Source organism: Bradyrhizobium sp. (genome assembly GCF_035570375.1).
In the GTDB taxonomy this organism is placed as follows: domain Bacteria; phylum Pseudomonadota; class Alphaproteobacteria; order Rhizobiales; family Xanthobacteraceae; genus Bradyrhizobium.
Genome location: NZ_DATMLW010000061.1, coordinates 15,940 through 38,230 on the forward strand (window position 1 = coordinate 15,940; position 22,291 = coordinate 38,230).

General features: G+C 60.7%; 20 protein-coding genes and 2 pseudogenes. 16 read left to right on the forward strand and 6 right to left on the reverse strand.

Translation table 11 applies throughout. From position 1 onward, the window contains the following. The first annotated feature begins 340 nt into the window (after nucleotides 1–340). From VNX23_RS06820 to VNX23_RS06850, 7 genes are all read left to right on the forward strand, one after another. On the forward strand, nucleotides 341–1,342 hold the full coding sequence (locus tag VNX23_RS06820) for an ABC transporter substrate-binding protein (RefSeq protein WP_325628416.1): 1,002 nt from the start codon (nucleotides 341–343) through the stop codon (nucleotides 1,340–1,342). Nucleotides 1,343–1,504: 162 nt separating this feature from the next. Then, nucleotides 1,505–1,888, forward strand: coding sequence for a hypothetical protein (locus VNX23_RS06825; RefSeq protein ID WP_325628417.1), 384 nt, complete (start codon nucleotides 1,505–1,507; stop codon nucleotides 1,886–1,888). Nucleotides 1,889–2,577: 689 nt separating this feature from the next. Beyond that, nucleotides 2,578–3,879 (forward strand): ABC transporter substrate-binding protein, encoded by a 1,302-nt coding sequence (locus VNX23_RS06830; protein ID WP_325628418.1) that lies wholly within the window; start codon nucleotides 2,578–2,580, stop codon nucleotides 3,877–3,879. A gap of 291 nt (nucleotides 3,880–4,170) precedes the next feature. Then, complete coding sequence (locus VNX23_RS06835; RefSeq protein WP_325628419.1) at nucleotides 4,171–5,070, forward strand: branched-chain amino acid ABC transporter permease; 900 nt, start codon at nucleotides 4,171–4,173, stop codon at nucleotides 5,068–5,070. Further along, nucleotides 5,070–6,026: a branched-chain amino acid ABC transporter permease gene (locus VNX23_RS06840; protein ID WP_325628421.1), complete on the forward strand. Its 957-nt coding sequence runs from the start codon at nucleotides 5,070–5,072 to the stop codon at nucleotides 6,024–6,026. Before VNX23_RS06835 ends, VNX23_RS06840 begins: the two co-directional genes overlap by 1 nt. Next, entirely contained in the window at nucleotides 6,026–6,769 is a 744-nt protein-coding gene (locus VNX23_RS06845; protein WP_325628422.1) for an ABC transporter ATP-binding protein, read from the forward strand. The genes VNX23_RS06840 and VNX23_RS06845 overlap by 1 nt, the downstream gene beginning before the upstream one ends. A gap of 3 nt (nucleotides 6,770–6,772) precedes the next feature. Continuing rightward, nucleotides 6,773–7,432, forward strand: coding sequence for an ABC transporter ATP-binding protein (locus VNX23_RS06850; protein WP_325628423.1), 660 nt, complete (start codon nucleotides 6,773–6,775; stop codon nucleotides 7,430–7,432). A 32-nt stretch (nucleotides 7,433–7,464) separates the two neighbouring features. Here VNX23_RS06850 and VNX23_RS06855 read toward each other — a convergent pair whose 3' ends face one another. Beyond that, complete coding sequence (locus VNX23_RS06855; protein WP_325628424.1) at nucleotides 7,465–8,595, reverse strand: hypothetical protein; 1,131 nt, start codon at nucleotides 8,593–8,595, stop codon at nucleotides 7,465–7,467. A 255-nt stretch (nucleotides 8,596–8,850) separates the two neighbouring features. On the opposite strand from VNX23_RS06855, the gene VNX23_RS06860 reads away from it, so the two are divergent. Next, nucleotides 8,851–9,111 carry a hypothetical protein gene (locus tag VNX23_RS06860; RefSeq protein WP_325628426.1) on the forward strand — a complete coding sequence of 87 codons (261 nt, stop codon included), beginning with the start codon at nucleotides 8,851–8,853 and terminating at the stop codon, nucleotides 9,109–9,111. Between the two features lie 225 nt (nucleotides 9,112–9,336). Then, nucleotides 9,337–10,119 (forward strand): annotated as a pseudogene (locus tag VNX23_RS06865) (enoyl-CoA hydratase/isomerase). Nucleotides 10,120–10,145: 26 nt separating this feature from the next. On the opposite strand, the pseudogene VNX23_RS06870 reads toward VNX23_RS06865, so the two are convergent. Next, nucleotides 10,146–11,686, reverse strand: a pseudogene (locus VNX23_RS06870) (fatty acid--CoA ligase). A gap of 390 nt (nucleotides 11,687–12,076) precedes the next feature. Further along, nucleotides 12,077–12,949 (reverse strand): SDR family oxidoreductase, encoded by an 873-nt coding sequence (locus VNX23_RS06875; RefSeq protein ID WP_325628428.1) that lies wholly within the window; start codon nucleotides 12,947–12,949, stop codon nucleotides 12,077–12,079. Nucleotides 12,950–13,052: 103 nt separating this feature from the next. Here VNX23_RS06875 and VNX23_RS06880 point away from each other — a divergent pair, with 103 nt between their 5' ends. Both VNX23_RS06880 and ppc read left to right on the forward strand, forming a co-directional pair. Then, on the forward strand, nucleotides 13,053–13,865 hold the full coding sequence (locus VNX23_RS06880; RefSeq protein WP_325628430.1) for a crotonase/enoyl-CoA hydratase family protein: 813 nt from the start codon (nucleotides 13,053–13,055) through the stop codon (nucleotides 13,863–13,865). A 349-nt stretch (nucleotides 13,866–14,214) separates the two neighbouring features. Further along, a complete protein-coding gene (gene ppc / locus VNX23_RS06885) occupies nucleotides 14,215–17,013 on the forward strand; it encodes a phosphoenolpyruvate carboxylase (protein WP_325628432.1) in 2,799 nt (932 codons plus the stop codon). Between the two features lie 379 nt (nucleotides 17,014–17,392). Here ppc and VNX23_RS06890 read toward each other — a convergent pair whose 3' ends face one another. Genes VNX23_RS06890 through VNX23_RS06900 form a run of 3 tightly spaced genes read right to left on the reverse strand, consistent with a single transcriptional unit; the run spans nucleotide 17,393 to nucleotide 18,946 of the window. Then, nucleotides 17,393–18,169 (reverse strand): site-specific integrase, encoded by a 777-nt coding sequence (locus tag VNX23_RS06890; protein WP_325628434.1) that lies wholly within the window; start codon nucleotides 18,167–18,169, stop codon nucleotides 17,393–17,395. Beyond that, nucleotides 18,166–18,501 (reverse strand): hypothetical protein, encoded by a 336-nt coding sequence (locus VNX23_RS06895; protein ID WP_325628436.1) that lies wholly within the window; start codon nucleotides 18,499–18,501, stop codon nucleotides 18,166–18,168. Before VNX23_RS06895 ends, VNX23_RS06890 begins: the two co-directional genes overlap by 4 nt. 1 nt (nucleotide 18,502) lies before the next feature. After that, nucleotides 18,503–18,946 carry a hypothetical protein gene (locus tag VNX23_RS06900; RefSeq protein ID WP_325628438.1) on the reverse strand — a complete coding sequence of 148 codons (444 nt, stop codon included), beginning with the start codon at nucleotides 18,944–18,946 and terminating at the stop codon, nucleotides 18,503–18,505. 131 nt (nucleotides 18,947–19,077) lie between these two features. On the opposite strand from VNX23_RS06900, the gene VNX23_RS06905 reads away from it, so the two are divergent. From VNX23_RS06905 to VNX23_RS06925, 5 genes are all read left to right on the forward strand, one after another. Continuing rightward, nucleotides 19,078–19,278 (forward strand): hypothetical protein, encoded by a 201-nt coding sequence (locus VNX23_RS06905; protein ID WP_325628440.1) that lies wholly within the window; start codon nucleotides 19,078–19,080, stop codon nucleotides 19,276–19,278. Further along, a complete protein-coding gene (locus VNX23_RS06910) occupies nucleotides 19,278–19,643 on the forward strand; it encodes a hypothetical protein (protein ID WP_325628442.1) in 366 nt (121 codons plus the stop codon). Before VNX23_RS06905 ends, VNX23_RS06910 begins: the two co-directional genes overlap by 1 nt. Before the next feature lie 37 nt (nucleotides 19,644–19,680). Continuing rightward, nucleotides 19,681–20,304, forward strand: coding sequence for a hypothetical protein (locus VNX23_RS06915; protein WP_325628444.1), 624 nt, complete (start codon nucleotides 19,681–19,683; stop codon nucleotides 20,302–20,304). Between the two features lie 69 nt (nucleotides 20,305–20,373). Further along, nucleotides 20,374–21,216, forward strand: a complete 843-nt coding sequence (locus VNX23_RS06920) for a hypothetical protein (protein ID WP_325628446.1) — start codon at nucleotides 20,374–20,376, stop codon at nucleotides 21,214–21,216. Between the two features lie 22 nt (nucleotides 21,217–21,238). After that, nucleotides 21,239–22,270, forward strand: coding sequence for an AAA family ATPase (locus VNX23_RS06925; protein ID WP_325628448.1), 1,032 nt, complete (start codon nucleotides 21,239–21,241; stop codon nucleotides 22,268–22,270). Nucleotides 22,271–22,291: the final 21 nt, after the last annotated feature.

Sequence of the window (22,291 nt, forward strand, 5' to 3'; positions counted from 1 at the left end):
CCGCGAAGCAATCCAAAACATCTGAGCGACCGGGCACGACAGCAACCCGGCGTCATGGGTCAAAGATCGCTTTAATCTTCGGTTCCGAGTCGAGTCACCATCGCATCGACATCGAATCACGGGTATCCCGCCAAGCTTAATGCCCTCCCAACGGCCTCGGCACCGGCGCTATTGGGGCAAAGCGTACATCAGGAAGCTGAGAATCCCCGCTTAGTCGGTCAAAATGACCCCGAGCCGACATAGACGGGATTGGAATCCCGCGGCGCAGCAGTTTCCTCTCATCGGGGTGTGCTATAGTTTCGGTCGAAAACGCACGGAAGGCTGCCCAGGGGGTGGTGCCGTGACCAATCGTCTTCTTCATAAGCGACGGGACTTCATCACGCTGCTCGGCGGCGCGGCGGCGACGTGGCCGCTCGCGGCCCGCGCGCAGCAGGGCGAGCGGCTGCGGCGCATCGGCGTGCTGATGAACATCACCGCCGACGATCCGGAGGCACAGTCCCGCATGACGGCGTTCGTGCAGGAGCTGGCGCAGCTGGGCTGGATTGCCGACCGCAACGTACGGATCGATTATCGTTGGGCAGCGGGCGACCCCGGTCGCTTTCACCGATATGCCGAGGAGCTTCTAGCGCTCGCGCCGGACGTCATTTTGGCCTCGGCCACCCCAAGCGTCCAGGCACTGCAGCAGGCGACCCGCACGGTGCCCATCGTGTTCGCGAACGTCGGCGACCCGGTCGGCATGGGCTTGGTCGAGAGCCTGGCGCGCCCGGGCGGGAACATCACCGGTTTTACCCCTAACGAATTCGGCTTCGGCGCGAAATGGCTGGGGCTGCTCAAAGAGATCGCGCCTCGCGTGACGCGGGTGGCGGTGGTTCGGGATCTTACCATAGGGCCCGCCCAGCTGAGCGCGATCCAGGCCGTGGCGCCGTCATTCGGCGTGGAGTTGAGCGTGGTTGGCGCGCGCGACGCCGACGAGATTGAGCGCACCGTCGCCGCATTCGCTCGCGCCGCGAATGCAGGCCTGATCGTAACGGCCAGCACATGGGCGATGATTCATCGCGATTTGATCACTATGCTCGCGGCTCGGCACCGATTGCCGGCGATCTATCCTTTCCGCTACTTCGTCACCGCCGGCGGCCTGATGTCCTACGGGGCCAATACGATCGACATGCACCGGCGCGCGGCCGGTTATGTTGACCGCATCCTCAAGGGCGAGAAACCTGCCGACCTGCCGGTGCAGGCGCCCACGAAATACGAGTTGATGATCAACCTCAAGACGGCCAAGGCGCTTGGCCTCGAGGTGCCGGACACACTCCTCGCCCGCGCGGACGAGGTGATCGAGTAGCTTGGTATTCCTGGCTGGATCGGATCAAGGCCGTCATCTATCGTCGCTGAAGTCGGCTTCCCGCTTGGCCAGAGGGTTGACCGCCGCCGGCGTCGGCATAGTTCAGTCGGATTTCATCACGCCAGTCTAGTTCAGTATGCCCAAGCAAGTAGGAATTGTGCCATGCCGAAACGCTCTTCCATAGGCAAGCGTCGGAGCAAAGCCTTACCCGCCTTGGGGTTTGCCGGCATGTCTCTCTCGATGGCAAGCGGTGCGTGCGCCTCAACCAGCGAAGCGTCGGCGAATACATCACTGCCCTCGCAGAAGCAGGAAATCTTACTTGGTGAGGAGGAAATCTCCGACGTCAGTTTGGCGACGTTCTATGTCTTCGACAAGGAAAATGCTGGAGCACCACCGCTCTACCAAAAACCAGGGCTGGCCGCCGGAGGCGGTGCCGGCTGTGGCTGTAGCTTCGGCTGCGCCTACTGGCCGCAACCTCCGCAGCCTCCGAAGGCAACGCAGCCGACACAGCATCGAAAGAAGAAGCCGCCGCACCGCACGAACTAAGGGGCGTCGGGCAATAGCCGCCTTAGCGGCGCAGGCGCGGACGGTGAAGGTTCTTAAGAAGCTAATGACAAAAAAGCCCGATCGCCGGGAAGAGCACGAAGGAACCCGTTAAAACCATTCGCGTGCGGGAATGCCGGGTGATCCAGCGGTCCTCGCGTGACTACACTCGTGTGTTTTTTCATTTCACACACGAGGCCAGTGTGGCGGATTTGACATTCGCGTCAGTATCGCCGCGAGCCTTCCATGCGAATGTCAAATCCAAAACCACACTGGAATCAATATTTGCAGGTGTCCCTTTGGTTCTGACATTCGTAGAAGTGCCGGCCGAGATAACATACGAATGTCAGAACCGGGACACCTGCGGGTGCGGCTGGCACCCGGCATTCCCCACGCGCTTGGAGTCCGCCGAAGCGCCCTTGCTCGTGGGCGGAAGCAATCCAGCTTCTTCCATGCAAACGCTGTCATCACCTCCCGGTGTTCCAGGTCTTGCGGCAAGCCGAGGGCCGGTCAACGGGTTGCTTGAAAATACCCGACGCAGGCGCGGCCAAGCTGTCCATTTACTTCGTCACGGCGCGCCTCATAATGACGTCAGAACATGACAGCCTGCAAGGCGGACCGGTTTACCCGGTTCCGTCACCAGACAGCCGGCAAAGGCCGCGTGCAGAGTCCGAAAACCAGGGAGAATTTCCATGCAATTTCTAAAGACCGTGCTCGTGATCGGAGCCACGACGGCCATACTGGCGGGGCCCGCACATGCACAGGGCAAGCCGGGCGAAATCAAGATCGGGATCACCACCTTCCTGTCGGGACCGGCCTCTGTCTTTGGCGTGCCCGGAAAAGCCGCAGCCGAGATGATTGCGGAGGACATCAACAAGAAGGGTGGGATTGGCGGCGTGCCGGTAAAACTGTCCTTCGTGGACGAAGGTGCAGGCGGCGAGGCGCTCGTTTCGAACTACCGTCGCCTGGTGCAGGACGAAAAGGTCGACGTGACCTTTGCCTCCATCTCCTCGGGCAGCTGCAACCAGCTCGTGCCGGTCGCCGAAGACCTCAAGGTGATGAACTTCATGTGGGATTGCGGTGCCGCTTCGATCCTCGAAGCGAAGAAGTACCGTTACAATTTCCGCACCCAGGCCAACGCTACGCCCGAGATGCTCGCGGTTCTCATCTATCTCCTCAAGACAACACCGGATTTCAAGACCATTGCCGTCGTCAATCAGGACTATGCCTGGGGCCGCGAGAGCTGGGAGATCTTTTCAACCGCGCTGAAGGTGATGAAACCCGACGTGCAGGTGGTGGCCGAACTCTTCCCCAAATTCGGCTCTCCCGATTACTCGACCGAGATTTCGCGCCTGATGGCGCTTCGTCCCGATGTGGTGCTGACCACGAGCTGGGGCGGCGATCTCGACACGCTGGTCCGGCAGGCCGGCCAGCGCGGTCTTTTGCAACAATCCGCTTTCGTCCTCGCCATCGGAGAATCATCGATCCAGCGGCTGGGCAAGGATCTGCCGGAAGGCCTGATCATCGGCGCGCGCGGCGATCACTGGTTCCTGCATCCGGAGAAGAAGAACGATCCGGCCTTCAAGGCCTTCAACGAGGCGTTCAAGGCAAAGACCGGCTCATGGCCGATTTATCCGGTCTATCACATGGCCCAGGCATTCGCGGCGCTGCAGACGGCCTACGACAAGGCCATCAAGGCCAACGGCGGCAACTGGCCGACGCATGAGCAGGTGGTGGACGCGGCTGCCGGCGACGAGTTCGCAACCGGCTTTGGCAGGCCGGTTACGCTGCGGCGAGATGACAACCAGGGTCTGGAAGCCCAACTTGTCGGCGTGACCAAGTCGATGCCCGGTTATGACTTCAAGGTGCTCGACGACATGATGGTTTTCGATCCCAGGACCATCACGACCCCGCCGGGCATGCGCTCGGTCGAGTGGCTCAAGACGCTCAAGCCCGAATTCGTCAAGATGGACGTGCCGACGTACAAGCAGTGATCTAAAGCGCGATGAAGTTAGGTTCGAGCTCTGGCCGCAACAAAAGTGTGCTCCCTCTCCCAAGGGGAGAGGGGTGGGGTGAGGGGGTAAGATCTCGCGTGAGACCATGGCCCCTCACCCGGATTGCTCTGCAATCCGACCTCTCCCCGGCGGGGAGAGGTGAACCGAACCAGTTGACGAAGCGATTCAACCAAACTTCATCCGGCACGAGTGCTGCCGATTTGAAGGTTCCACCGCACTAGCTATCACCGTCCTCCGGATTCCTTTCCGGGGGACGGACAAGGCTTCCCGATGAATTCGACCCTGGCCATTTTGGCCGTCCTCGACGGGATCAGCTACGCCGCGCTGGTGTTTTTGGTCTCGGTCGGGCTCAGCCTGATTTTTGGCGTGCTGCGGATCGTGAACGTGGCGCATGGCTCCTTCTACGCCTTCGGAGCTTATCTTGCCGCCACCTTCAGCTTTGCCGTCGCGCCGCTGTCGCCATGGCTCACCTATCCCGCGCTGCTGGCGGCAGCGATCGTGATCGGCGTTGTGTGCGGCGGGCTGATCGAGCGCTTCCTGCTGCGCCCGGTGTATGGGCGTGACGATGTGCTGCAGCTTCTGATCACATTTGCGGTTTTCATGATCATGGACAATCTGCAGCGCCTGATCTGGGGCGTTCAGCCGATCTTCGCGGCCGAGCCATTGAAGCTTCTTCCCAATATCTCCGTATTCGGCGTCACCTACACCTCCTACCAGGTCGTGCTGCTGCCGTGCGTGGCCGTGCTGACCCTGATCGGCTTGCGCTATTTTCTCCGTCACAGCCTCGCCGGCGCCGTGATCCTGGCCGTCACGGAAGATCGTGAAGCTGCAACGGCAATCGGAATCGACGCCAGGCGCGTTTACCTCGTCACGTTCATGATCGGGGCCAGCCTGGCCGCGCTTGGCGGGGCCCTTGCGTTGCCGACCACCTCGCTTGTGCCCGGCATGGGAACGGACATGATCGTGCTTTCTTTCGCCGTCGCCGCCACAGCCGGCCTCGGCCAGATCGAGGGCGCGGCCGTCACCGCGCTCATGATCGGGCTGGCACGCGCCTTCATCATCTACATCCAGCCCGAGTTCGAGGTTCTGGTGCCTTATCTGATCATGGTGCTGGTGCTGCTGGTGCGGCCGTACGGTCTGTTCGGCGCCACCCAGTTGAGGAAAATCTGATGGGGCGCCGTCCCAAGCCGATTACGCTAGCCGCCGTCCTGTTCTTCCTGGCGGCCGCCATTGCGCCGCTGTTTATACCGAGCTGGGCCACGTTGGTCGCGCTGATCCTTGCCAAGAGTATCGTGGTGCTCGGAATCATCCTGCTGTTGCAGGCCGGACAGGTGTCGTTCGGACACGCGATGTTCTTTGCGTGTGGCGCCTACGCCGCGGCGTTTTGGGGCAAGTATGTCGGTGGCGGCGACATCCTGCTCTATCTTCTGCTTGGTGCCGTATCGTCGACCGTCTTCGGACTGATCGTCGGCCTCTTCGTGGTGCGCTGCCGCGAAATCTTCTTCGGCATGCTCAACCTCGCTTTCTCGATGGTGTTGTGGTCGCTCCTGGAAAAGATGTTCTCCTACACCAACGGCGCCGACGGCATTCGCGTGGCGCGTCCGCACCTTCTGGGAATGGCCTTCACGCCGGAGACCTTCCAGTATGTCGTCCTTTACGTGAGCTTGTTGATCGCGATCGTGGCATTCCTCGGCGTTCAGCGCCACCTCGACAGTCCGCTCGGGCACATGTTGCGGGCCATCAAGTCGAACGAGACGCGGCTGGAATATCTGGGAACTTCGGCGCGCCGCGTGCTCCTTGTCGGCTATGTCTTCTCTGCCTTTCTCGGCGGTATCGGCGGCGCGCTGGTGGCGATCATCCAGCAGATCGCGACCCCTGAATTCGGCTTCTGGACCAAGTCGGGCGAGTTCGTATTCATCGCCATCCTCGGTGGCGGCGCGCATGCCTTCGGCGCCTTCGCAGGAGCTGCGATGTTCGAGGCCGTTCGCTTCTATGCGGCCGCTCATCTGGCGAACGCCTGGCAGCTCATTCTCGGCGTGGTGCTGATCGTCATCATTCTCTACGCGCCAGGCGGCCTGATCGGGTTGAGGCAGCGCGGCAAACGCGCGAAGCAAGGGGCGCAATGATGGCGAAGGTTCTGCTCTCGGCGAAGGGGATCGAAATTCGCTTCGGCGGGGTGATCGCCGCAGACGGAATCGATCTTGATGTTTATGAGGGCGAAAATCTCGCCATCATCGGCCCCAACGGCGCCGGCAAAACCACGTTTCTCAACGTCTCGACCGGCTACCTCAGGCCGCAGGCGGGCAGCGTGAGTTTTCTTGGCCGCGATATTACCGCGCAACTGCCACGCACCGTCACCAGGCTCGGCATCGCGCGCGCCTTTCAAATCCCGCAACTCTTTCTCGATCAGACCGTGATGGAGAACATGCTGATCGCGGCCGCTTCGCTGAACGGACACCCCTCGGGCTTCAGGGCTCTCTCCGGCCTGCCGCAGGTGTCGGAGATGACGCGGCTGCTCGATCTCGTGGGGGTCGGGCAATTTGCCGGCCGTAAAGCGCGCGAATTGCCCGAAGGACAGCGCAAGCTCGTCGATATCGCGCTTGCGCTTGCGCTCAAACCCAGACTTTTGCTCATGGACGAGCCGACCTCGGGTGTCGCCTCGTCCGAGAAATTCGGCATCATGGACATCCTTACCAGGGCGCTTGCGCGGGAGAAGGTGACCTCGGTTTTTGTCGAGCACGACATGGACGTGGTGGAGCGCTATGCCAATCGGGTCGCTGTCTGGAGCATGGGAAAAATCCAAAAGATCGGTACGCCTGTGCAAGTTCTGGCCGACCCGAAAGTCCGCGAGCACGTGATCGGAATATGATGGATGCTGAGCCTGGAAAACATCAACGTTACGATCGAAGGTACACCGGTTTTGCGCAATGTCAGCTTCTCCCTGAAGGCGGGTGAAAGCGCGGCGCTGATCGGACGCAACGGCGCCGGCAAAACGACGACGGTGCGCACCATCATGGGCTTCACCGAAGCAACCGGTGCGATGCGTTTGGGTGGGGAGGACCTTGGGCGCGTTCCTCCTCATCGCCGCCCCTCGCTCGGGATCGGCTATGCGCCGGAAGATCGCCGCCTGTTTTCCGCTTTCACGGTGGAGGAAAACATCCTTCTCCCCGGACGCGTTGCCAGGCTCGATCCGCGGGAAAGCCGGCGCAGGCTCGATCGCGCCTATTCCGTGCTGCCCGAGCTGAAGGAACTCGCCGGACGATCGGCGGGATCGGTTTCGGGAGGGCAGGGCAAGATGGTGGCCCTGGGCCGCGCTCTGATGCTCGGAACGAGGATTGTCATTCTCGACGAGCCGTTCCAGGGGCTCGCGCCTGTGCTGGCGCAGCGCTATGCCGAAGCACTCCAGCGGCTCCGGTCACAGGACAAGGAGACCACGCTTCTGATCACGGAATCCAACGCGAAACTTCTCGACACCTTCGCCGGTGTGACAATGACGATCGAGCGCGGCGAAATCGACAAACTTGCCCGGTAGCTGAAACGAGAGGGGACGATGTGCGCGCTCGATCACTCCACCCTGCGGAATTTCTGCGCGCGGCGGCCAAAGCCGACTTCGGCCGTATAGATGTTTCCCTTCGAATCGATGGCGATGTTGTGCACCCATTTGAACTGGCCCACCTGACGGCCGTGGCGTCCCCATTGCGTGAGCACCTTGCCGTCCCCGCGGTTGATCGTGATGATCTGACCGTTCGCGCCGTCGGCAATGAAGATGTATTTTTGCGCCGGATCCTCCGAAAGCACGAGATCCCAGACCGAACCGTTCTGCATCGTCTCCGGCTCGATCCGGAACTCCTTCACGAAGTTGCCGTCTTTCCGAAAAACCTGGATGCGGTCGTTGGCGCGATCACAGACGTAGACGAGGCCGTCATTGGATATGCGGACGCAATGCACCGGGTTGGAGAACTGTTCCGAAGGCGGCGCGTCGGGCCGGTAGGCGGCCATCTTTTCATCGCTCGGTTTATGCCCGTAGGCGCCCCAAAGACGCTTGAAGGCACCGGATTGGGCGTCGAACACGATGACCCGGCGGTTCTTGTAGCCGTCGGCCACGTAGAGTTCGTTCGCCGGCTCGTCGAGCATCACATGCGCTGGCCGACCAAGCTTGTCCTGACTGTTGGAATCGCCGGTCGCATTGGCTTTGCCGATCTGCTGCAGGAATTTGCCGTCGCCGGTAAACTTGAGAATCTGGTGATCGGAATTGTCGTTGCCGGCAAGCCAGACATTGCCCTGGCTGTCGACGTGAATGCCGTGCTCCGACTTTGGCCAGTCATAACCCTCTCCGGGGCCGCCCCAATATCGCAGCAAATTGCCGTCGGAATCGAATTCCAGAACCGGCGGTGCCGCAGTACAGCACTTGGTCTCGGGCGGATTTTTGGTCGCGCCCTTTTCGTCGTCGGCGAGCGTTGCGGGCCGATGGACGATCCAGATGTGATCGTTGCGGTCGGCCGCGATGCCGGAGACCTGGCCCAGGATCCAATTGCCCGGCAACGGCTTCGGCCAGAACGGTTCAGGCTGGAATTTCGGGACCCCGGGTGCAATTGCCGGTTGTCCCATCGGCGGAGGGGGTTGCTGGGCAGCCGCAGGGCCGGCGAGACCTGCAACGACAAGCGCAAGCCGCAGCACCTTCAATGACCCGATCATTGGCTTCCTCCACGCGAACGTCTTTTTCTTTAGGAGCGATCGTACACCGGAAAGGCGTGTGGTCAAAAATGGAGGGAACAACACGTCGAATCGCGAAAGATAGTGGAGAAGTCCAGCGCCGTTGATCTGTAACTTGTCCCCAACTCGTTGCGCGGGCTAGCTCAGCATGGGGTGCTTTGGCGCGAGCTTTCAAGAGCTTGTTCCTGGCATGGAACTGGCATGGAAGCTCTTGATCGCGATCGGGGGACTTGGAGAATGTTGTTGTCACGTTGGGTGTGGGCCGCAGCCATTTGCGCAAGCATGGTTTCGCAGGCGGAAGCGAGCGGGCGCTCCGGCGTGATTCGCCGCGCGTCCTGTGCGGTCGTTCGATATTATGTCGCCAAATACTCGGCTTCCGCCGCCGAGATGTGGGCACGCGGCCATGGGGCGAGCGATGCCGAGATCGAGGCGGCGCGACGTTGCCTTAAGTCGCCCGGCACCGAAACTGCGCAGGCCGCCCGCTGGTACATGCAGTAACGGTCATGGCGCGAAGTCCCCCTGACCAGGCCTTGTGATCTGCAGGGCTTGGTGATTTGCAAGGCTTGCCTCGGGCTCTGCTTGCGACATGCACTGGCGGCTGGGGGCCGGACGCGTCCATGACGCCCCGATATTTACCGTTCCTCACCCGGCGCGCGCCCTGTGATAGGATGCCGTATGTCTTAGCCCCGCGCCCCGGCACACAATTCGCGAGGAACCAATGCAATTCACCACGCCACGCTCGATTTCGACGCAGCGGTCGCCATTCTCAGGCTCGACCACCAGGAGGTCATGAATGCGGTCTCCCTCGACATGCTGGCAGGCCTCGTCGAGGCGCTTGAGGCGGTCGAGGATAAAAAGGCGGAGGTGCGTTGCCTGGTGATGACCGGCGCCGGGCGGGCGTTTTGCACCGGCGCCAATTTGCAGGGCCGCAACGTCCAGAAGCCGGGCAAGAGCGGCGCGGGTGCGGCGCTTGAGACCGCGTTTCATCCGTTCCTGCGGCGCTTGCGCAACCTGCATTGCCCGCTTGTGACCTCGGTCAATGGGCCGGCGGCAGGTGCCGGCATGAGCTTTGCGTTGATGGGCGACATGATCCTTTGCGCGCGCTCGGCATATTTTCTCCAGGCCTTCCGCCGCATCGGCCTCGTGCCGGATTGCGGCTCGACCTGGCTGCTGCCGCGGCTGATCGGACGGGCGCGTGCGATCGAACTCTCGCTGATGGGCGAACGGTTGCCCGCGGAGAAGGCGCTGGAGTGGGGGCTGGTCAACCGGGTTTATGATGACGCGGTTCTTTGGCAAGAGACCATCAAGCTTGCCCGTGAACTCGCAAATGGTCCGACGCTGGCTGGCGCTGATCCGGAAGCTTTACTGGGAGAGCCCGGACAATTCGTTCGAAGACCAGCTCAACCTTGAATTCGAATCACAACGCGGTGCGGGCGCGACGGAAGATTTCCGGGAAGGCGTCACCGCGTTCTTCGAAAAGCGCCGGCAAAGTTCAGCGGGAAATGAGGTCAAGCCCGAGGGCCAAAACGCCCTCATTTCACCTGACGATCCTTGCCAGCCCAATGGGGATCGCGCAGATTTCGGCGGAGGATCTTGCCGGAAGCATTGCGCGGCAGGGCTTCAATGAAGTCGACCGATTTCGGGGTCTTGAAACCGGCGATGCGCTCGCGGGTGAAATTGATGATCTCCGAAGCCGTTGCCTGCTGGCCCTTCCTCAATACCACGATCGCCTTGACCGCTTCGCCCCATGTGTCGTCTGGCACGCCGATCGCGCTTTCGACCTCGGCCGGGTAGATGTTCTCGCCGCCCGAGATGATCATGTCCTTGATGCGATCGTGGATGTAGACATAGCCATCCTTGTCCATGTAGCCGGCATCTCCGGTGCGCAGCCAGCCGTCGCGGTCAATTGTCCTCGCGGTAGCTTCAGGTTGGTTCCAGTAACCCACCATGTTGGAGCCGGAATATGTTGCGATCTCGCCAACCTCTCCCGGCGGCAATCGTTTGCCGTCAGGATCGAGGATCGCAAGCTCGACACCCAGCAGTGCCTTGCCCGCCGAGCGCATCCGATCCGACCCCTCGACATGGTCTTCAGGCGGCAGCGCCACGATGGCGCCGGTGGTTTCCGTCAAGCCATAGAGCTGCACAAAGCCGCAGCCGAACACCTCGATGCATTCTTTCAGGAGTGCGGCGGGAATAGGCGAGGCGCCATAGAGCATGTATTTCAGGCGCGAGAAGTCGACCTGCCGCGCTCGCGGTTGCCGCACCACGAACTGCATCGCGGCCGGCACCATGAACAATTTCGTGATCCTGGAGTGCTCGATGAAGTCGAGCACCTTGGTGGGATCGAATTCCCGCGCGACCACGCCTTTGGCGCCGGAATAGAGGCCTAGCAATGCCCAACCAGTGCCGCCGATATGGAAGACCGGCATCGCCACTAGCGAGACGTCTTCCGCGGTCCACCTGTTTCCATTCCGGCTTTTCGCCCTCGCCGGTCTCCATGAGGTTGATAAGGTTGGCGCGACAGCATCGCGCCTTTCGGCCTGCCGGTCGTGCCGGAGGTGTAGAGCTGGATCGCGATGTCCTGCCGCCTGATCTCGGCCTTCGGGTCGTCGGCGCTTTGCGCGTCGCGCCAGGCGGCATAGTCCTGCCATTCCGGCGCGCCGCCTTCGGTGGCCATGACCGTGCGCAGTTCCGGCAGTTGCGGTCGGATCGCGCGCGCCTGCGCCACGCATTCCGGCCCGACGAACAGCACGGGCGCCTTGCAATCGGCAACGATGAAGGCGATTTCGGGCGCGGCAAGCCGCCAGTTCACGGGCGTCATCACCACATTGGCTTTCATCGCGCCCAGCAGCAATTCGAAATAGACGTCGCTGTTCTTGCCGAGATAGGCGATGCGTTCCTGTGGCTTGACGCCAAGCGCCTTCAATCCGTTGGCGACGCGATTGGTCAATTTGTCGAATTCGGCGAAGGTGGTCTGCCGTCCCTCGAATTCAAGGACGATTTCAGCGCCGCGCGACTTCGCAAGCGTGCGCACCATTTCGGCAAGGTTTGCCGGTGCCGACGAAACGGACATGTCCTCCTCCCGATGTCTTGCTCTTGTTTGGCGCAATATTGGCGTCGTTGCGCGGCAAAGACAATATGGAGAGATGCCAGGGATCCGATCATTCGCATCCCTTCCCGGCAGGCACTTTTGCGAATGTTGGAATCAAAGGACCACGGGTGTCCTGAATCCGAAGTTCGCACACGCGAGCGGCCCCAATCTTGCGAACTTCGGATTAAACAGGACACCAGAAACCATGAATCCAGTGTGGTGGTTCAGAAGTTCTCTTGACGAACTCGCGGCAGAACCGAAGAGAACTTCTGAACCCCACACTGGAAAATATAGGTTTCTGGTGGAGTTAGGGATTTGACATTCGCCAACGAACCCGTGGCCAGGTCGGGTGCGAATGTCAAATCCACTGTGCTAGCTTCTTGCGGCGCGATCCTTTTCATTCTGCGCCTGGATCTGCTCGCGGGCCTGCTTCCAATCGGCATCCGACCATTCGCGCAATTGATAGAAGTTGCCGCCCATCGCCAGCGCCTGGCCGCCGTCCATCGCGATGGTCTCGCCGTTGATCCAGTCGCAGCCGCCGGAAATCAAAAATACCGCGAGATTTTGCAGCTCCTCCATTTTGCCGACCCGGCCCATCGGATTCATCGCCCTGGTGCGCGCGCCGGCCTCATCGCCGGGCTTGATCCGCTTGCTCATGCCTTCGGTCGGAATCTCGCCGGGCGCGATGGTGTTGAGGCGGATGCCGTAGCGTCCCCATTCGGTTGCGAGCGACATTGTCATGGCGTGTACCGCGGATTTGCTCATCGCCGACGGCACGACATAAGGGCTGCCGTTGCGAACCCAGGTGACAGTGATCGACACCACATTGCCGGGGTGGTTGCCCGCGATCCAGCGGCGCCCCACGGCGTGGGTCACGTAGAATGTGCCGTGCATGACGATGTTGGCGACCGCGTCGAAGCCGCGAGGCGAGAGGTCTTCGCTGCGCGAGATGAAATTGCCGGCGGCGTTGTTGACAAGATCGGTGAGCGGCCCGTCCTTGAAGATCGTATCGACCATCTGGTCGACCGCGGGCGCATCGCGGATATCGAGGCCGTGGCTCGTCACGCGGCCGCCATGGAGGTCCATCAACTCGGTCGCGGTCTCATCGCAAACGCTCTTGCGACGGCCGCAGATATGGATCTCCGCCCCGAGCTCGAGAAAGCGCCCTGCCATCGATTTGCCGAGCCCGGTACCGCCACCGGTCACCAGGATACGCCGGCCTGCAAGAAGCTTTTCACGGAACATGGCGAGTCTCCCCTCTGCAAAATCTTTACGCTTCAACCGACTAAAACCGGACAATGCTTTCGTGTAAAGCGGTCATGGCGAACAGCCGCAAGGGAGGATTGCCATGGATGATCGCGTCTCCGTTTCGATCTCGGAAGGTGCTGCCGACGTTCGCCTTGTGCGCGCGGACAAGATGAATGCGCTCGATATCCCGATGTTCGAGGCGCTGGTTGCGACCACCGAGCGGCTCGCCGGACAGAAGGGCTTGCGGGCGGTAGTATTATCCGGCGAGGGCCCTGCGTTTTGTGCCGGCCTCGATATGGGTCGCTTCGCCGCCATGAAGGAAAGCGGCGGCAGCGGGATTGCGGGCGGCAAGGAGCGCGACCTTGCGGCACGCAGCCATGGGCTTGCCAACTTTCCGCAGGCCGCGGTCTGGGGATGGCGGCAGCTTCCGGTTCCGGTGATCGCGGCGGTTCACGGCGTCGCGTTCGGCGGCGGCTTTCAGCTCGCGCTTGGCGCCGACATGCGTTTCCTCAGCGTGGATGCACGAATGTCGATCATGGAGATCAAGTGGGGCCTGGTGCCCGACATGGCCGGAACGCCGATTCTGGCCAGTCTGGTGCGCGACGACATCCTGCGCGAGCTGACCTACACCGGGCGGATCTTTTCGGCGCAGGAGGCCGCAGGCTATGGCCTGGCGACCAGGGTCTGCGATGATCCACGCGCTGCCGCCTTCGAACTCGCAAGAGAGATCGCAGGCCGCAGTCCAGGCGCGATCCGCGCCGCCAAACGGCTTCTCAATAATCTCTCCGTCGATCCGGCCGCCGCGCTGCTCGCCGAATCCATGGAGCAGATGAAGCTGATGGGGAGCCCGAACCAGCTCGAGGCGGTGCGCGCCAATATCGAGAAGCGCCCCCCGCATTTCGCGGACGTTTGACCTCCTTCGCTGTCTCGCCGGGCGCATGTCGAGCGCACACTGACTATTATTGGTGTTCACCCGCCCGTTTCTTGGTCTTGCGCCAAAGCCAAAAAATTGCGACTCAAGGCTGCTGCAGGTGTACGCGGCAATGGGATGCGAATGTTAGAATCGGACTACTAGAGCTCCGATTCCGAAGTTCACAAGCTGTTGTGGCGACCTCTGATGCGAACTTCGGAATCAAAGGAGCTCTAGCAACTTGTTGATTCCAGTGCGGCTTTGAATTTGAAGCTCCTATGATGAAACTTGCCGCGATACCGATAGGAACTTCAAATTCGCCGCACTAGGGCGTTTCTGGAGCGTTTTTGGGATGTCACCCCAGGTCATGCCTTCCGAGACCGAGCTCAAATCCAGCCGAGCCGAGGAAGCCTCGGCGCTCGAAGAAGACAGAAGGCTGCGGAACGACATCCGGTTGCTCGGGCGCATCCTCGGCGATACCGTGCGCGACCAGGAAGGCGCCGACGTGTTCGATCTGGTCGAACGCATCCGCCAGACCTCGATCCGCTTTCACCGTGACAACGACAAGCCGGCGCGGCGGGAGCTTGAGCTCATTCTCGACGGTATGTCGATCAGCCAGACCGTGCGCATCGTGCGCGCCTTCAGCTATTTTTCGCATCTTGCCAACGTTGCCGAAGACCAGAACAACATTCGGCAGATGCGGATGCGCTCGAAGGCCGGGGGTGCGCCAATCCCCGGGACGCTGGCGCTGGCCTTGTCGCATGCCCGTGCGGCCGGCACCTCTGCCGTCGATTTGCGCAAGTTCTTTGCGACCGCCCAGGTCAGTCCGGTGCTGACGGCGCATCCGACGGAAGTCAGGCGCAAAAGCACGATCGACCGGGAGATGGAGATTGCCGCACTGCTCGACCGGCGCGAGCGGGTGCAGCTCACACCGGAGGAACTGGCGGCAAGCGACGAGCAGTTGCGCCGTGCCGTGCTGACCTTGTGGCAGACCAATATCCTGCGCCGCACCAAGCTCACGGTACTCGACGAGGTCGCCAACGGCCTGTCGTTCTACGATTACACCTTCCTGCACGAAGTACCCCGGCTGCATTGCGCGCTGGAAGACCGGCTCAACGAGGGCGAGGGCGCCGCGCAAGGCGAATTGGCATCATTCTTGAGAATGGGAAGCTGGATCGGCGGCGATCGTGACGGCAACCCGTTCGTGACTGCGGAGGTGATGCGCAACACGCTGAAAATGCAGTCGAGCCGCGTCCTGCGGTTTTATCTCGATGAACTGCACGTGCTCGGCTCCGAACTGTCGCTGGCCGCGCATCTTGCCGATGTCTCGAAGGATTTGCGGATGCTTGCCGAGCGGTCGCCCGACACCTCGCCGCATCGAAAGGGCGAGCCTTATCGGTTGGCCGTGTCCGGCATCTATGCGCGGCTTGCCGCGACCGCTGCCCGGCTCGATGTCGAAACCACGAGGGCGCCGGTCGGCGAAGCCGCGCCTTATGCGCATGCTAGCGAGTTCAAGGCCGATCTCGACGTCATCTATCGCTCGCTGATTTCGAACAATTCGCGCGTGATCGCGCGCGGGCGGCTGCGCCACCTGCGGCGCGCGGTGGATTGTTTCGGCTTTCATCTGGCTCGTCTGGATATCAGGCAGAATTCGGCGGTGCACGAGCGCACGGTGGCGGAGCTGATCGATGCGGCAACGCCCGGCATGTCGTACATGGCGCTCAACGAAGAAGCGAGAATATCGCTCTTGGCGAGCGAATTGCGCAACTCGCGGCCGCTGACCTCGTCATTCGTGAAATACAGCGAGGAAACGGTGGGTGAACTCGCCGTTTTCCATGCGGCTGCCGAAGCCCATGCCAAATTCGGCGCCGAGGCGATCCCCCAATGCATCATTTCCATGTGCAAGGGGGTGTCCGACATGCTCGAGGTCGCGCTGCTCCTGAAAGAGGCGGGCCTTGTCGATCCCTCCGGCCGCAGCGCGATCAATATCGTGCCGCTGTTCGAGACCATCGAGGATTTGCAGGCTTCCAGCCGCATCATGGATCGGCTGTTGTCGATGCATGATTACCGCAAGCTGGTGGACAGCCGCGGCTCGGTTCAGGAGGTGATGCTCGGCTATTCCGACAGCAACAAGGATGGCGGCTTCGTCACCTCCGGTTGGGAGCTGTACAAGGCCGAGATCGGCCTCGTCTCGGTGTTCGAGCATCACCACGTCCGCCTGCGGCTGTTTCACGGTCGCGGCGGCTCGGTCGGTCGCGGCGGCGGCCCGAGTTATGACGCGATCGTTGCGCAGCCCGGTGGCGCGGTGAACGGCCAGATCCGGATCACCGAACAGGGCGAGATCATCTCCAGCAAATATTCAAACAGCGAGGTGGGCCTCAATAATCTCGAGGTGCTTGCCGCGGCCACCCTTGAAGCAAGCCTGTTGCAGCCCAAGCACAGCGCTCCAAATCCGGAATATCTCAACGCGATGGGGGAATTGTCGGCGCTGGCCTTCAAGGCCTATCGCGGGCTGGTCTACGAAACCGAAGGTTTCGCCGATTATTTCTGGGCCTCAACCGTCATCAACGAGATCGCAAGCCTCAACATTGGCAGCCGGCCGGCGTCGCGCAAGAAGACAAAAGAGATCGAGGATCTTCGCGCGATCCCGTGGGTGTTCAGCTGGGCGCAATGCCGCCTGATGCTGCCGGGATGGTACGGCTTCGGCAGCGCGGTGGAGGCGTGGATCAAGGAGCATCCGGACAAGGGGATGCCGTTCCTTAGAGAGCTCTATCGCGAGTGGCCGTTTTTCCGGACGCTGTTATCGAACATGGACATGGTGCTGGCCAAGAGCTCGATCGCGATCGCCTCGCGCTATGCCGAACTCGTGCCGGACGTCGCCTTACGCGAGGGCATTTTTGGACGCATCCGGCGCGAATGGCAAAGCTCGATCCACATGCTTCTCGATATCACGGGGCAGCAGCGCTTGCTGCAAGGCAACCCGCTTCTCGAGCGCTCGATCCGCAATCGCTTTCCCTATCTCGACCCGCTCAATCATGTTCAGGTGGAACTGCTCAAGGAGCACCGCGCGCAGAACCCCGACGAACAGGTGCTGCGCGGAATCCAGATCACGATCAACGGCATTTCGGCGGGATTGAGAAATAGCGGATAGCTGTCACCGGCATTGCGAGGAGCAATGCGATGACCCAGGCCGTCATTCCGGGATGCGCCGTCAGGCGCAGGCCCGGAATCCATTTCTCCCAATATCCCTGCGGCACCATGGATTCTCTGATGTGCAATTGCACATCAAAGCTCGCTCGTTTCACTCGCGCCCCGGAATGACGAAATGCTAGATTGCTTCGCGGAGCCTGCCATCGGGCGCGCGTTCGCGCGACCCGTTGGCTCGCAACGACATGAAGCACTCACGGCTTCAGGGCGCCCTGCGCGCTGGTGTAGACCGCATAAAGCGATGTCGAGCCGCAGATATAGAGTCCACTACACTGTTAGTGTAATCAATAGCTTAGGCGCCTCATGTTGCTCTGGCGTTGCGCCTAGCAGCCGAGCAGCTGACGCTGGATTTCCTCAGCAGCGCGTTGATCGGCGCCAGCATCGGAAAACAGGTGGCCATAGCGATCGAAAGTCAGCGTGATCGAGGAATGACCCATCAGCTTTTGAATCCGCTTCGGGTTCATGCCCTGCTCAATCCACAAACTTGCGCAGGCATGGCGCAGCGCGTGTAGACCGAACTTCGCCTCTCCGGTTTCGGAGGCTACGCCTAGGGCCTTCTGAAGCGGTTTGAAGTCTCTCGTAACGATGTTGGCATAGGACTCAACGCGACCGATGGCATTTGGAAAGACAAGATCGAGTTCGCCCTTGGGGCAAGCGAGCTTCCACTCACGTAAGGCATTGAGCACGATCGGAGGCATCGGGATCGAGCGATAGGCGCTCTTTGATTTGAGGCGCCCGATTGTGTGTGCGGCATCGGCCCGCTGATTGATACTGACGACCCTCGCTTCGAAGTCAACATCGCTCCAGCGCAGACCGCGAAGCTCTGAGGCGCGCAGACCGCAGAACGTCCCGACTAGGACAAGCGGACGCAGGCGCCCGGATGCTCCAGCGACAAGTGCCTGAAGTTCTGCCTTGCTGGGAATGACGGCGCGGGGATCGTCCCGCTCCGGCAGGTCGAGCTTTAGTCCGGCAGTCGGGTCTGCATTGGAGTGACCTCGACGCTGGGCATCGCGGAAGATCGAGCCAAGCGATTTAACAACGCGCCTGACCATATCAGGTGAACAGCCCTTGGCGCGGAGTTGATCGGCGAATGCGTTCACGGCCGGAATATAAGTTCGCTAAGCTTCTTTGCGCCGATGAGCGGGAGAATGTGAAGGTCGCAGTGCTGGCGATAACCGCGCTGGGTCATTTGCTCCAACCCGTTGTCATGGCAGCGCCTAAGCCATAATTCGGCTGCTGCCTTCACCGTTGGCGAGACGCTATCGGGCGTGTGTAAACCACGCGCCAGGGCATATCCCGTTTCGACAAGCCACGCCTCGGCGTCGGCCTTCCGGTCAAACATCTTGAAACGCCGCTCCCCGGCGCCATCGACATAGCCCGCCTGCCAACGAATCAGACCGGACGGAAGCTTGCGTTTTCTGACTGTAGCCATCTTAAATCCCCTCTAAACGAGCGTAGAATTTGTGCAAATCGACAATGACGTGAATTTCACTTTCCGAATCGGCGATGTATCTGCCCAGGCCCGAAAACTTTGCCCTGCCGAACTTCCATTGATCGCTACCCGAAGAAGTCCCGATTACTATGACCGAGACTCCGGATTCGTGCTCTTCGGGGATGTATCTTCGGAGTCGCTCCAGTTCACGTGCCACCTTGAGCGCCGGCATTCCCGTTGCGTCAGTCAGAAGTTGGACAATAAGAGCGTCAACCAGGCTTCGGCGTGAATAGAGGCGGCGCTTGCCCGTACCCGGCCGAGTCTCATCGATCGGCTGAATGATCTTTTCCTTTGTCCAGTTTTGAAGGCGATAGATCGCGGCTTCCGTGGCCTCGCTAGGGCGTTTTATGCGCTCTGCCATTTCACCAACCGTGAATGTCTGCATTTCCCGCTAGCTCCCCTAATCCACAGGATTGTGTGTAAGCAGTAAGTACACACTTGTCAACGACTTCAAAGGGGAGGTACAAGGACTTACTACTTGGACGAATCGCTCCTAACGTAATTGGAGGTAAAAGAATGGAGTTTGAATTAGCCGACGATATTTTGCGCGGTGTGAAACGGATATCGGCATTTATCAACGAGGACACGCGCTCGACCTACAACAAGCTCTCAACTGGCAAGCTACCTGGCGGAAAAGAGGGCAACCAATGGATTGCTTCCAAGTCCGCACTGCGTGAGCACTACGCGCGGATCTGCCGCAAAACGGAAGCCCTGTGATGGGCGCATCGCAGCGCCGCCGAGGCGCGGACATCGAGCGCGAGATCAAGCGGTTGCACCTTGATCTGGGTGTCCATGCTGAGCGCGTGCCACTAAGCGGCGCCAGCCGCTACCAGAACAACGGCGCCGACGTGGACGTTTACGTTTTCGGCAAGGACGAAGCGCCACTGGTTTCCGAAGTCAAAGCGCGGCGCAACGGCGCCGGCTTTCTCACGCTAGAGAAATGGCTCGGCGAAAACGACGCGCTGTTCCTACGCAGAAATAACTCACCACCAATGGTCGTGTTGCCGTGGCGTATCTGGGCAGCGCTGCTTCAAAAATTTCCGCGACAGCGGGAATGCAGATGCCATGCGGCACCTGCTTAATCAGGCCCGCGACGCGGGTAAACATAGGAAATATGAAATGGCGAACGAACTAGCATTAATAAAAAACGAAACGGCACTGACACATCTGGCCGCCGTTGCCGCGCAAGCGCAGGAAATGCGTTTGCTGAAGTTTTCGAAAGGTAACTGGCTTATTGGCGACGATGAGCTGTCTGCTGATCGCTTGTTCATTGCCCACGTGCATCAACTTGCGCACGGCTGGGTGAAGTTCATCGACGGCAAGGTAGCCGATCAGCGCGTCGGCATCGTCGCAAACGGCTTCGTTGTCACCGACCGCAGCGAACTCGGCGACACCGATCGAGGCCAATGGGAGCGGGAGCCATCAGGTGCGCCGCGCGATCCTTGGAGCAAGCAGTACTACCTGCCCTTGGAGGATGCCCGGACAGGCGAACTGTTCACCTTTGTCACGGGTAGCCAGGGCGGCAATTCCGCGATCGGGAAGTTGACCAACCTGTTCCTGCGGAACGCGCGCCGGGGACTGCCCATCGTTACGCTGGCGACCGACTTCTACAAGCACAAACAGTACGGCCGCGTTGAGGTGCCGGAATTCTCGCTGAAGAGTTGGACGGGCATGTTCGAGGAAAGAGACCACATCTCGGACCACTTCGAGGATGTGTCGCCGCTCGAGGACGCGCCGTTCTGACAAAACAAATGGCGGCCGGCTGATCCCCGAGCCGCCATTCTTTTACATTTTTGCTTTTGGACTTGAGACATGAATACGCGATTTGACATCGCGCGTCTAGCCGCGGCGCTGGGCGGTGAGGTGGACGGCGACAAAGTTAAGGCGCCTGGTCCTGGGCATTCGGCAGCCGACAGAAGCATGATTGTCTGGCCTATGCCTGACGGCGACTTCAGGGTGCACAGTTTCGCGGGCGACGACCCGATTAAATGTCGGGACTATGTCCGACAAAAGACGGGACAGCCGGCATTCGAACCGAAGCAGAAAATTCCGCGCGGCGCGTTGGATATTCAAGCGAGCTTGATGGCCGCGCTGGCGTCGCAACGGCAAGACGCAGCAGCGCCTACCAGGACGCGCATCATTAACACATACGATTACTGTGATGCCGACGGCAAGCTCATGTACCAAGTCTGCCGGCTTGAACCGAAAAGTTTTCGCCAGCGCCGACCGAACGGCAGTGGCTGGATCTGGGACGTTGGCGACAAGCGGGTGCCATATCGGCTAGGCGAGCTACTCAAGTTTCCCGACGCGACTGTATTAATCTGCGAGGGTGAAAAGGACGCCGACCGTGTCGCGGAACTCGGCCATTGCGCGACAACAGCGGCCAGCGGCAAGTGGACGCCCGAAATCGTGCAGGCGCTCGCCGGCCGCGATGTCTTTATCATGGAAGACAACGACGCCGCCGGCCGCGAGAAAGCAGCATCGACAGCCCTGGCACTGCACGGCACGGCCAAGTCAATTCGGATAGTACGGCTACCCGACTTGCCGGATAAAGGTGACGTGTCCGATTGGCTCGATGCGGACGAGCGTAACGCAAAACGGCTCGCCGATGTTTGCCTCGACGCGCCAAATGTGGACGCCAAAGGGCGAGGATGAGAAGAAAACCGTGTGCCTTATCGTGAGTAGCGCGCAGTTTGCCGCCAACTTCACGCCGCCGGATTATGTGCTAGTCGGTGTTCTCATTCGCCGCTTCGTCTATTCGCTCACCGGCATGACGGGCAGCGGCAAGACTTGTGTCACGCTGCGCCTGGCCGCGAGCGTTGCGCTGGGCGTGCCGTTTGCTGGCAGGCTCACAAAGAAATGCCGCGTGCTGTACGCCGCTGCAGAAAATCCGGATGACGTGCGAATGCGCTGGATTGCACTCGCCGCGCAGATGGGTTTCGACACTGGCACGATTGAAGTCTATTTCACCGCCGGCACGTTCAAGATTTCGGAGACGGCGGCGAAGCTGCGCGAGGAAGCGATAGCGCTCGGCGGCGAATTCGGTTTTGCGATAATCGACACCGGGCCAACCTTCTTTGAAGGTGATGATGAGAGCAGCCGCACACAAATGCTGGCGCATGCCCGCATGATGCGCGGCCTGATTGACGTGATACCTGGCGGCCCCACGGTCATGGTCAACGTGCATCCGGTGAAGAACGCCACGGCTGACAACCTGTTGCCGGCCGGCGGCGGCACGTTCATCAATGAAGTAGACGGCAACCTGACGTGCGCCAAGAGGGAATCGCTTACCGAGCTTCATTGGCACGGCAAGTTTCGCGGCCCCGAATTCGGTCCCATGAACTTCCAAATCCAGACGGTGACAAACCTCGATTTGAAGGACAGCGATGGCCGCTTGTTGCCGACCGTGGTTTGCGAATATGTCCCGGAAGAGGCCGCCGCGGAAATGGCCGCAGTCACGCGCATGACTGAGGACGAGGTTCTAAAGCTGATTGACGCCAACCCAACCATTTCGCTCACCAAGATCGCGCGGGACATGGGCTGGAAGCTGCACGGCGGCGAACCGAACAAGCCTCGCGCGCAGCGGTTCGTGCAAAGCCTCAAGAAGGCCAAGCTCATTGAGAAGGGCGACGATGGCCGCGGGCTCAACCTGACAGCCGCCGGCAAGAAGGCAATCAAGGCCGCCGACGAAATAGAGGCTTTGCCATGAACCGTATCACCCCTGATACGT

What these genes read in the sequence shown, in the direction of transcription:
- VNX23_RS06855 (WP_325628424.1), bottom strand. Translation starts at nt 8,595, where the DNA reads ATGATCGGGTCATTGAAGGTGCTGCGGCTTGCGCTTGTCGTTGCAGGT.
- VNX23_RS06900 (WP_325628438.1), bottom strand. Translation starts at nt 18,946, where the DNA reads ATGCAGACATTCACGGTTGGTGAAATGGCAGAGCGCATAAAACGCCCT.
- VNX23_RS06840 (WP_325628421.1), top strand. Translation starts at nt 5,070, where the DNA reads ATGGGGCGCCGTCCCAAGCCGATTACGCTAGCCGCCGTCCTGTTCTTC.
- VNX23_RS06875 (WP_325628428.1), bottom strand. Translation starts at nt 12,949, where the DNA reads ATGTTCCGTGAAAAGCTTCTTGCAGGCCGGCGTATCCTGGTGACCGGT.
- VNX23_RS06835 (WP_325628419.1), top strand. Translation starts at nt 4,171, where the DNA reads ATGAATTCGACCCTGGCCATTTTGGCCGTCCTCGACGGGATCAGCTAC.
- VNX23_RS06910 (WP_325628442.1), top strand. Translation starts at nt 19,278, where the DNA reads ATGGGCGCATCGCAGCGCCGCCGAGGCGCGGACATCGAGCGCGAGATC.
- VNX23_RS06905 (WP_325628440.1), top strand. Translation starts at nt 19,078, where the DNA reads ATGGAGTTTGAATTAGCCGACGATATTTTGCGCGGTGTGAAACGGATA.
- VNX23_RS06920 (WP_325628446.1), top strand. Translation starts at nt 20,374, where the DNA reads ATGAATACGCGATTTGACATCGCGCGTCTAGCCGCGGCGCTGGGCGGT.
- VNX23_RS06860 (WP_325628426.1), top strand. Translation starts at nt 8,851, where the DNA reads ATGTTGTTGTCACGTTGGGTGTGGGCCGCAGCCATTTGCGCAAGCATG.
- VNX23_RS06880 (WP_325628430.1), top strand. Translation starts at nt 13,053, where the DNA reads ATGGATGATCGCGTCTCCGTTTCGATCTCGGAAGGTGCTGCCGACGTT.
- VNX23_RS06845 (WP_325628422.1), top strand. Translation starts at nt 6,026, where the DNA reads ATGGCGAAGGTTCTGCTCTCGGCGAAGGGGATCGAAATTCGCTTCGGC.
- VNX23_RS06830 (WP_325628418.1), top strand. Translation starts at nt 2,578, where the DNA reads ATGCAATTTCTAAAGACCGTGCTCGTGATCGGAGCCACGACGGCCATA.
- VNX23_RS06895 (WP_325628436.1), bottom strand. Translation starts at nt 18,501, where the DNA reads ATGGCTACAGTCAGAAAACGCAAGCTTCCGTCCGGTCTGATTCGTTGG.
- VNX23_RS06850 (WP_325628423.1), top strand. Translation starts at nt 6,773, where the DNA reads ATGCTGAGCCTGGAAAACATCAACGTTACGATCGAAGGTACACCGGTT.
- ppc (WP_325628432.1), top strand. Translation starts at nt 14,215, where the DNA reads ATGTCACCCCAGGTCATGCCTTCCGAGACCGAGCTCAAATCCAGCCGA.
- VNX23_RS06825 (WP_325628417.1), top strand. Translation starts at nt 1,505, where the DNA reads ATGCCGAAACGCTCTTCCATAGGCAAGCGTCGGAGCAAAGCCTTACCC.
- VNX23_RS06915 (WP_325628444.1), top strand. Translation starts at nt 19,681, where the DNA reads ATGGCGAACGAACTAGCATTAATAAAAAACGAAACGGCACTGACACAT.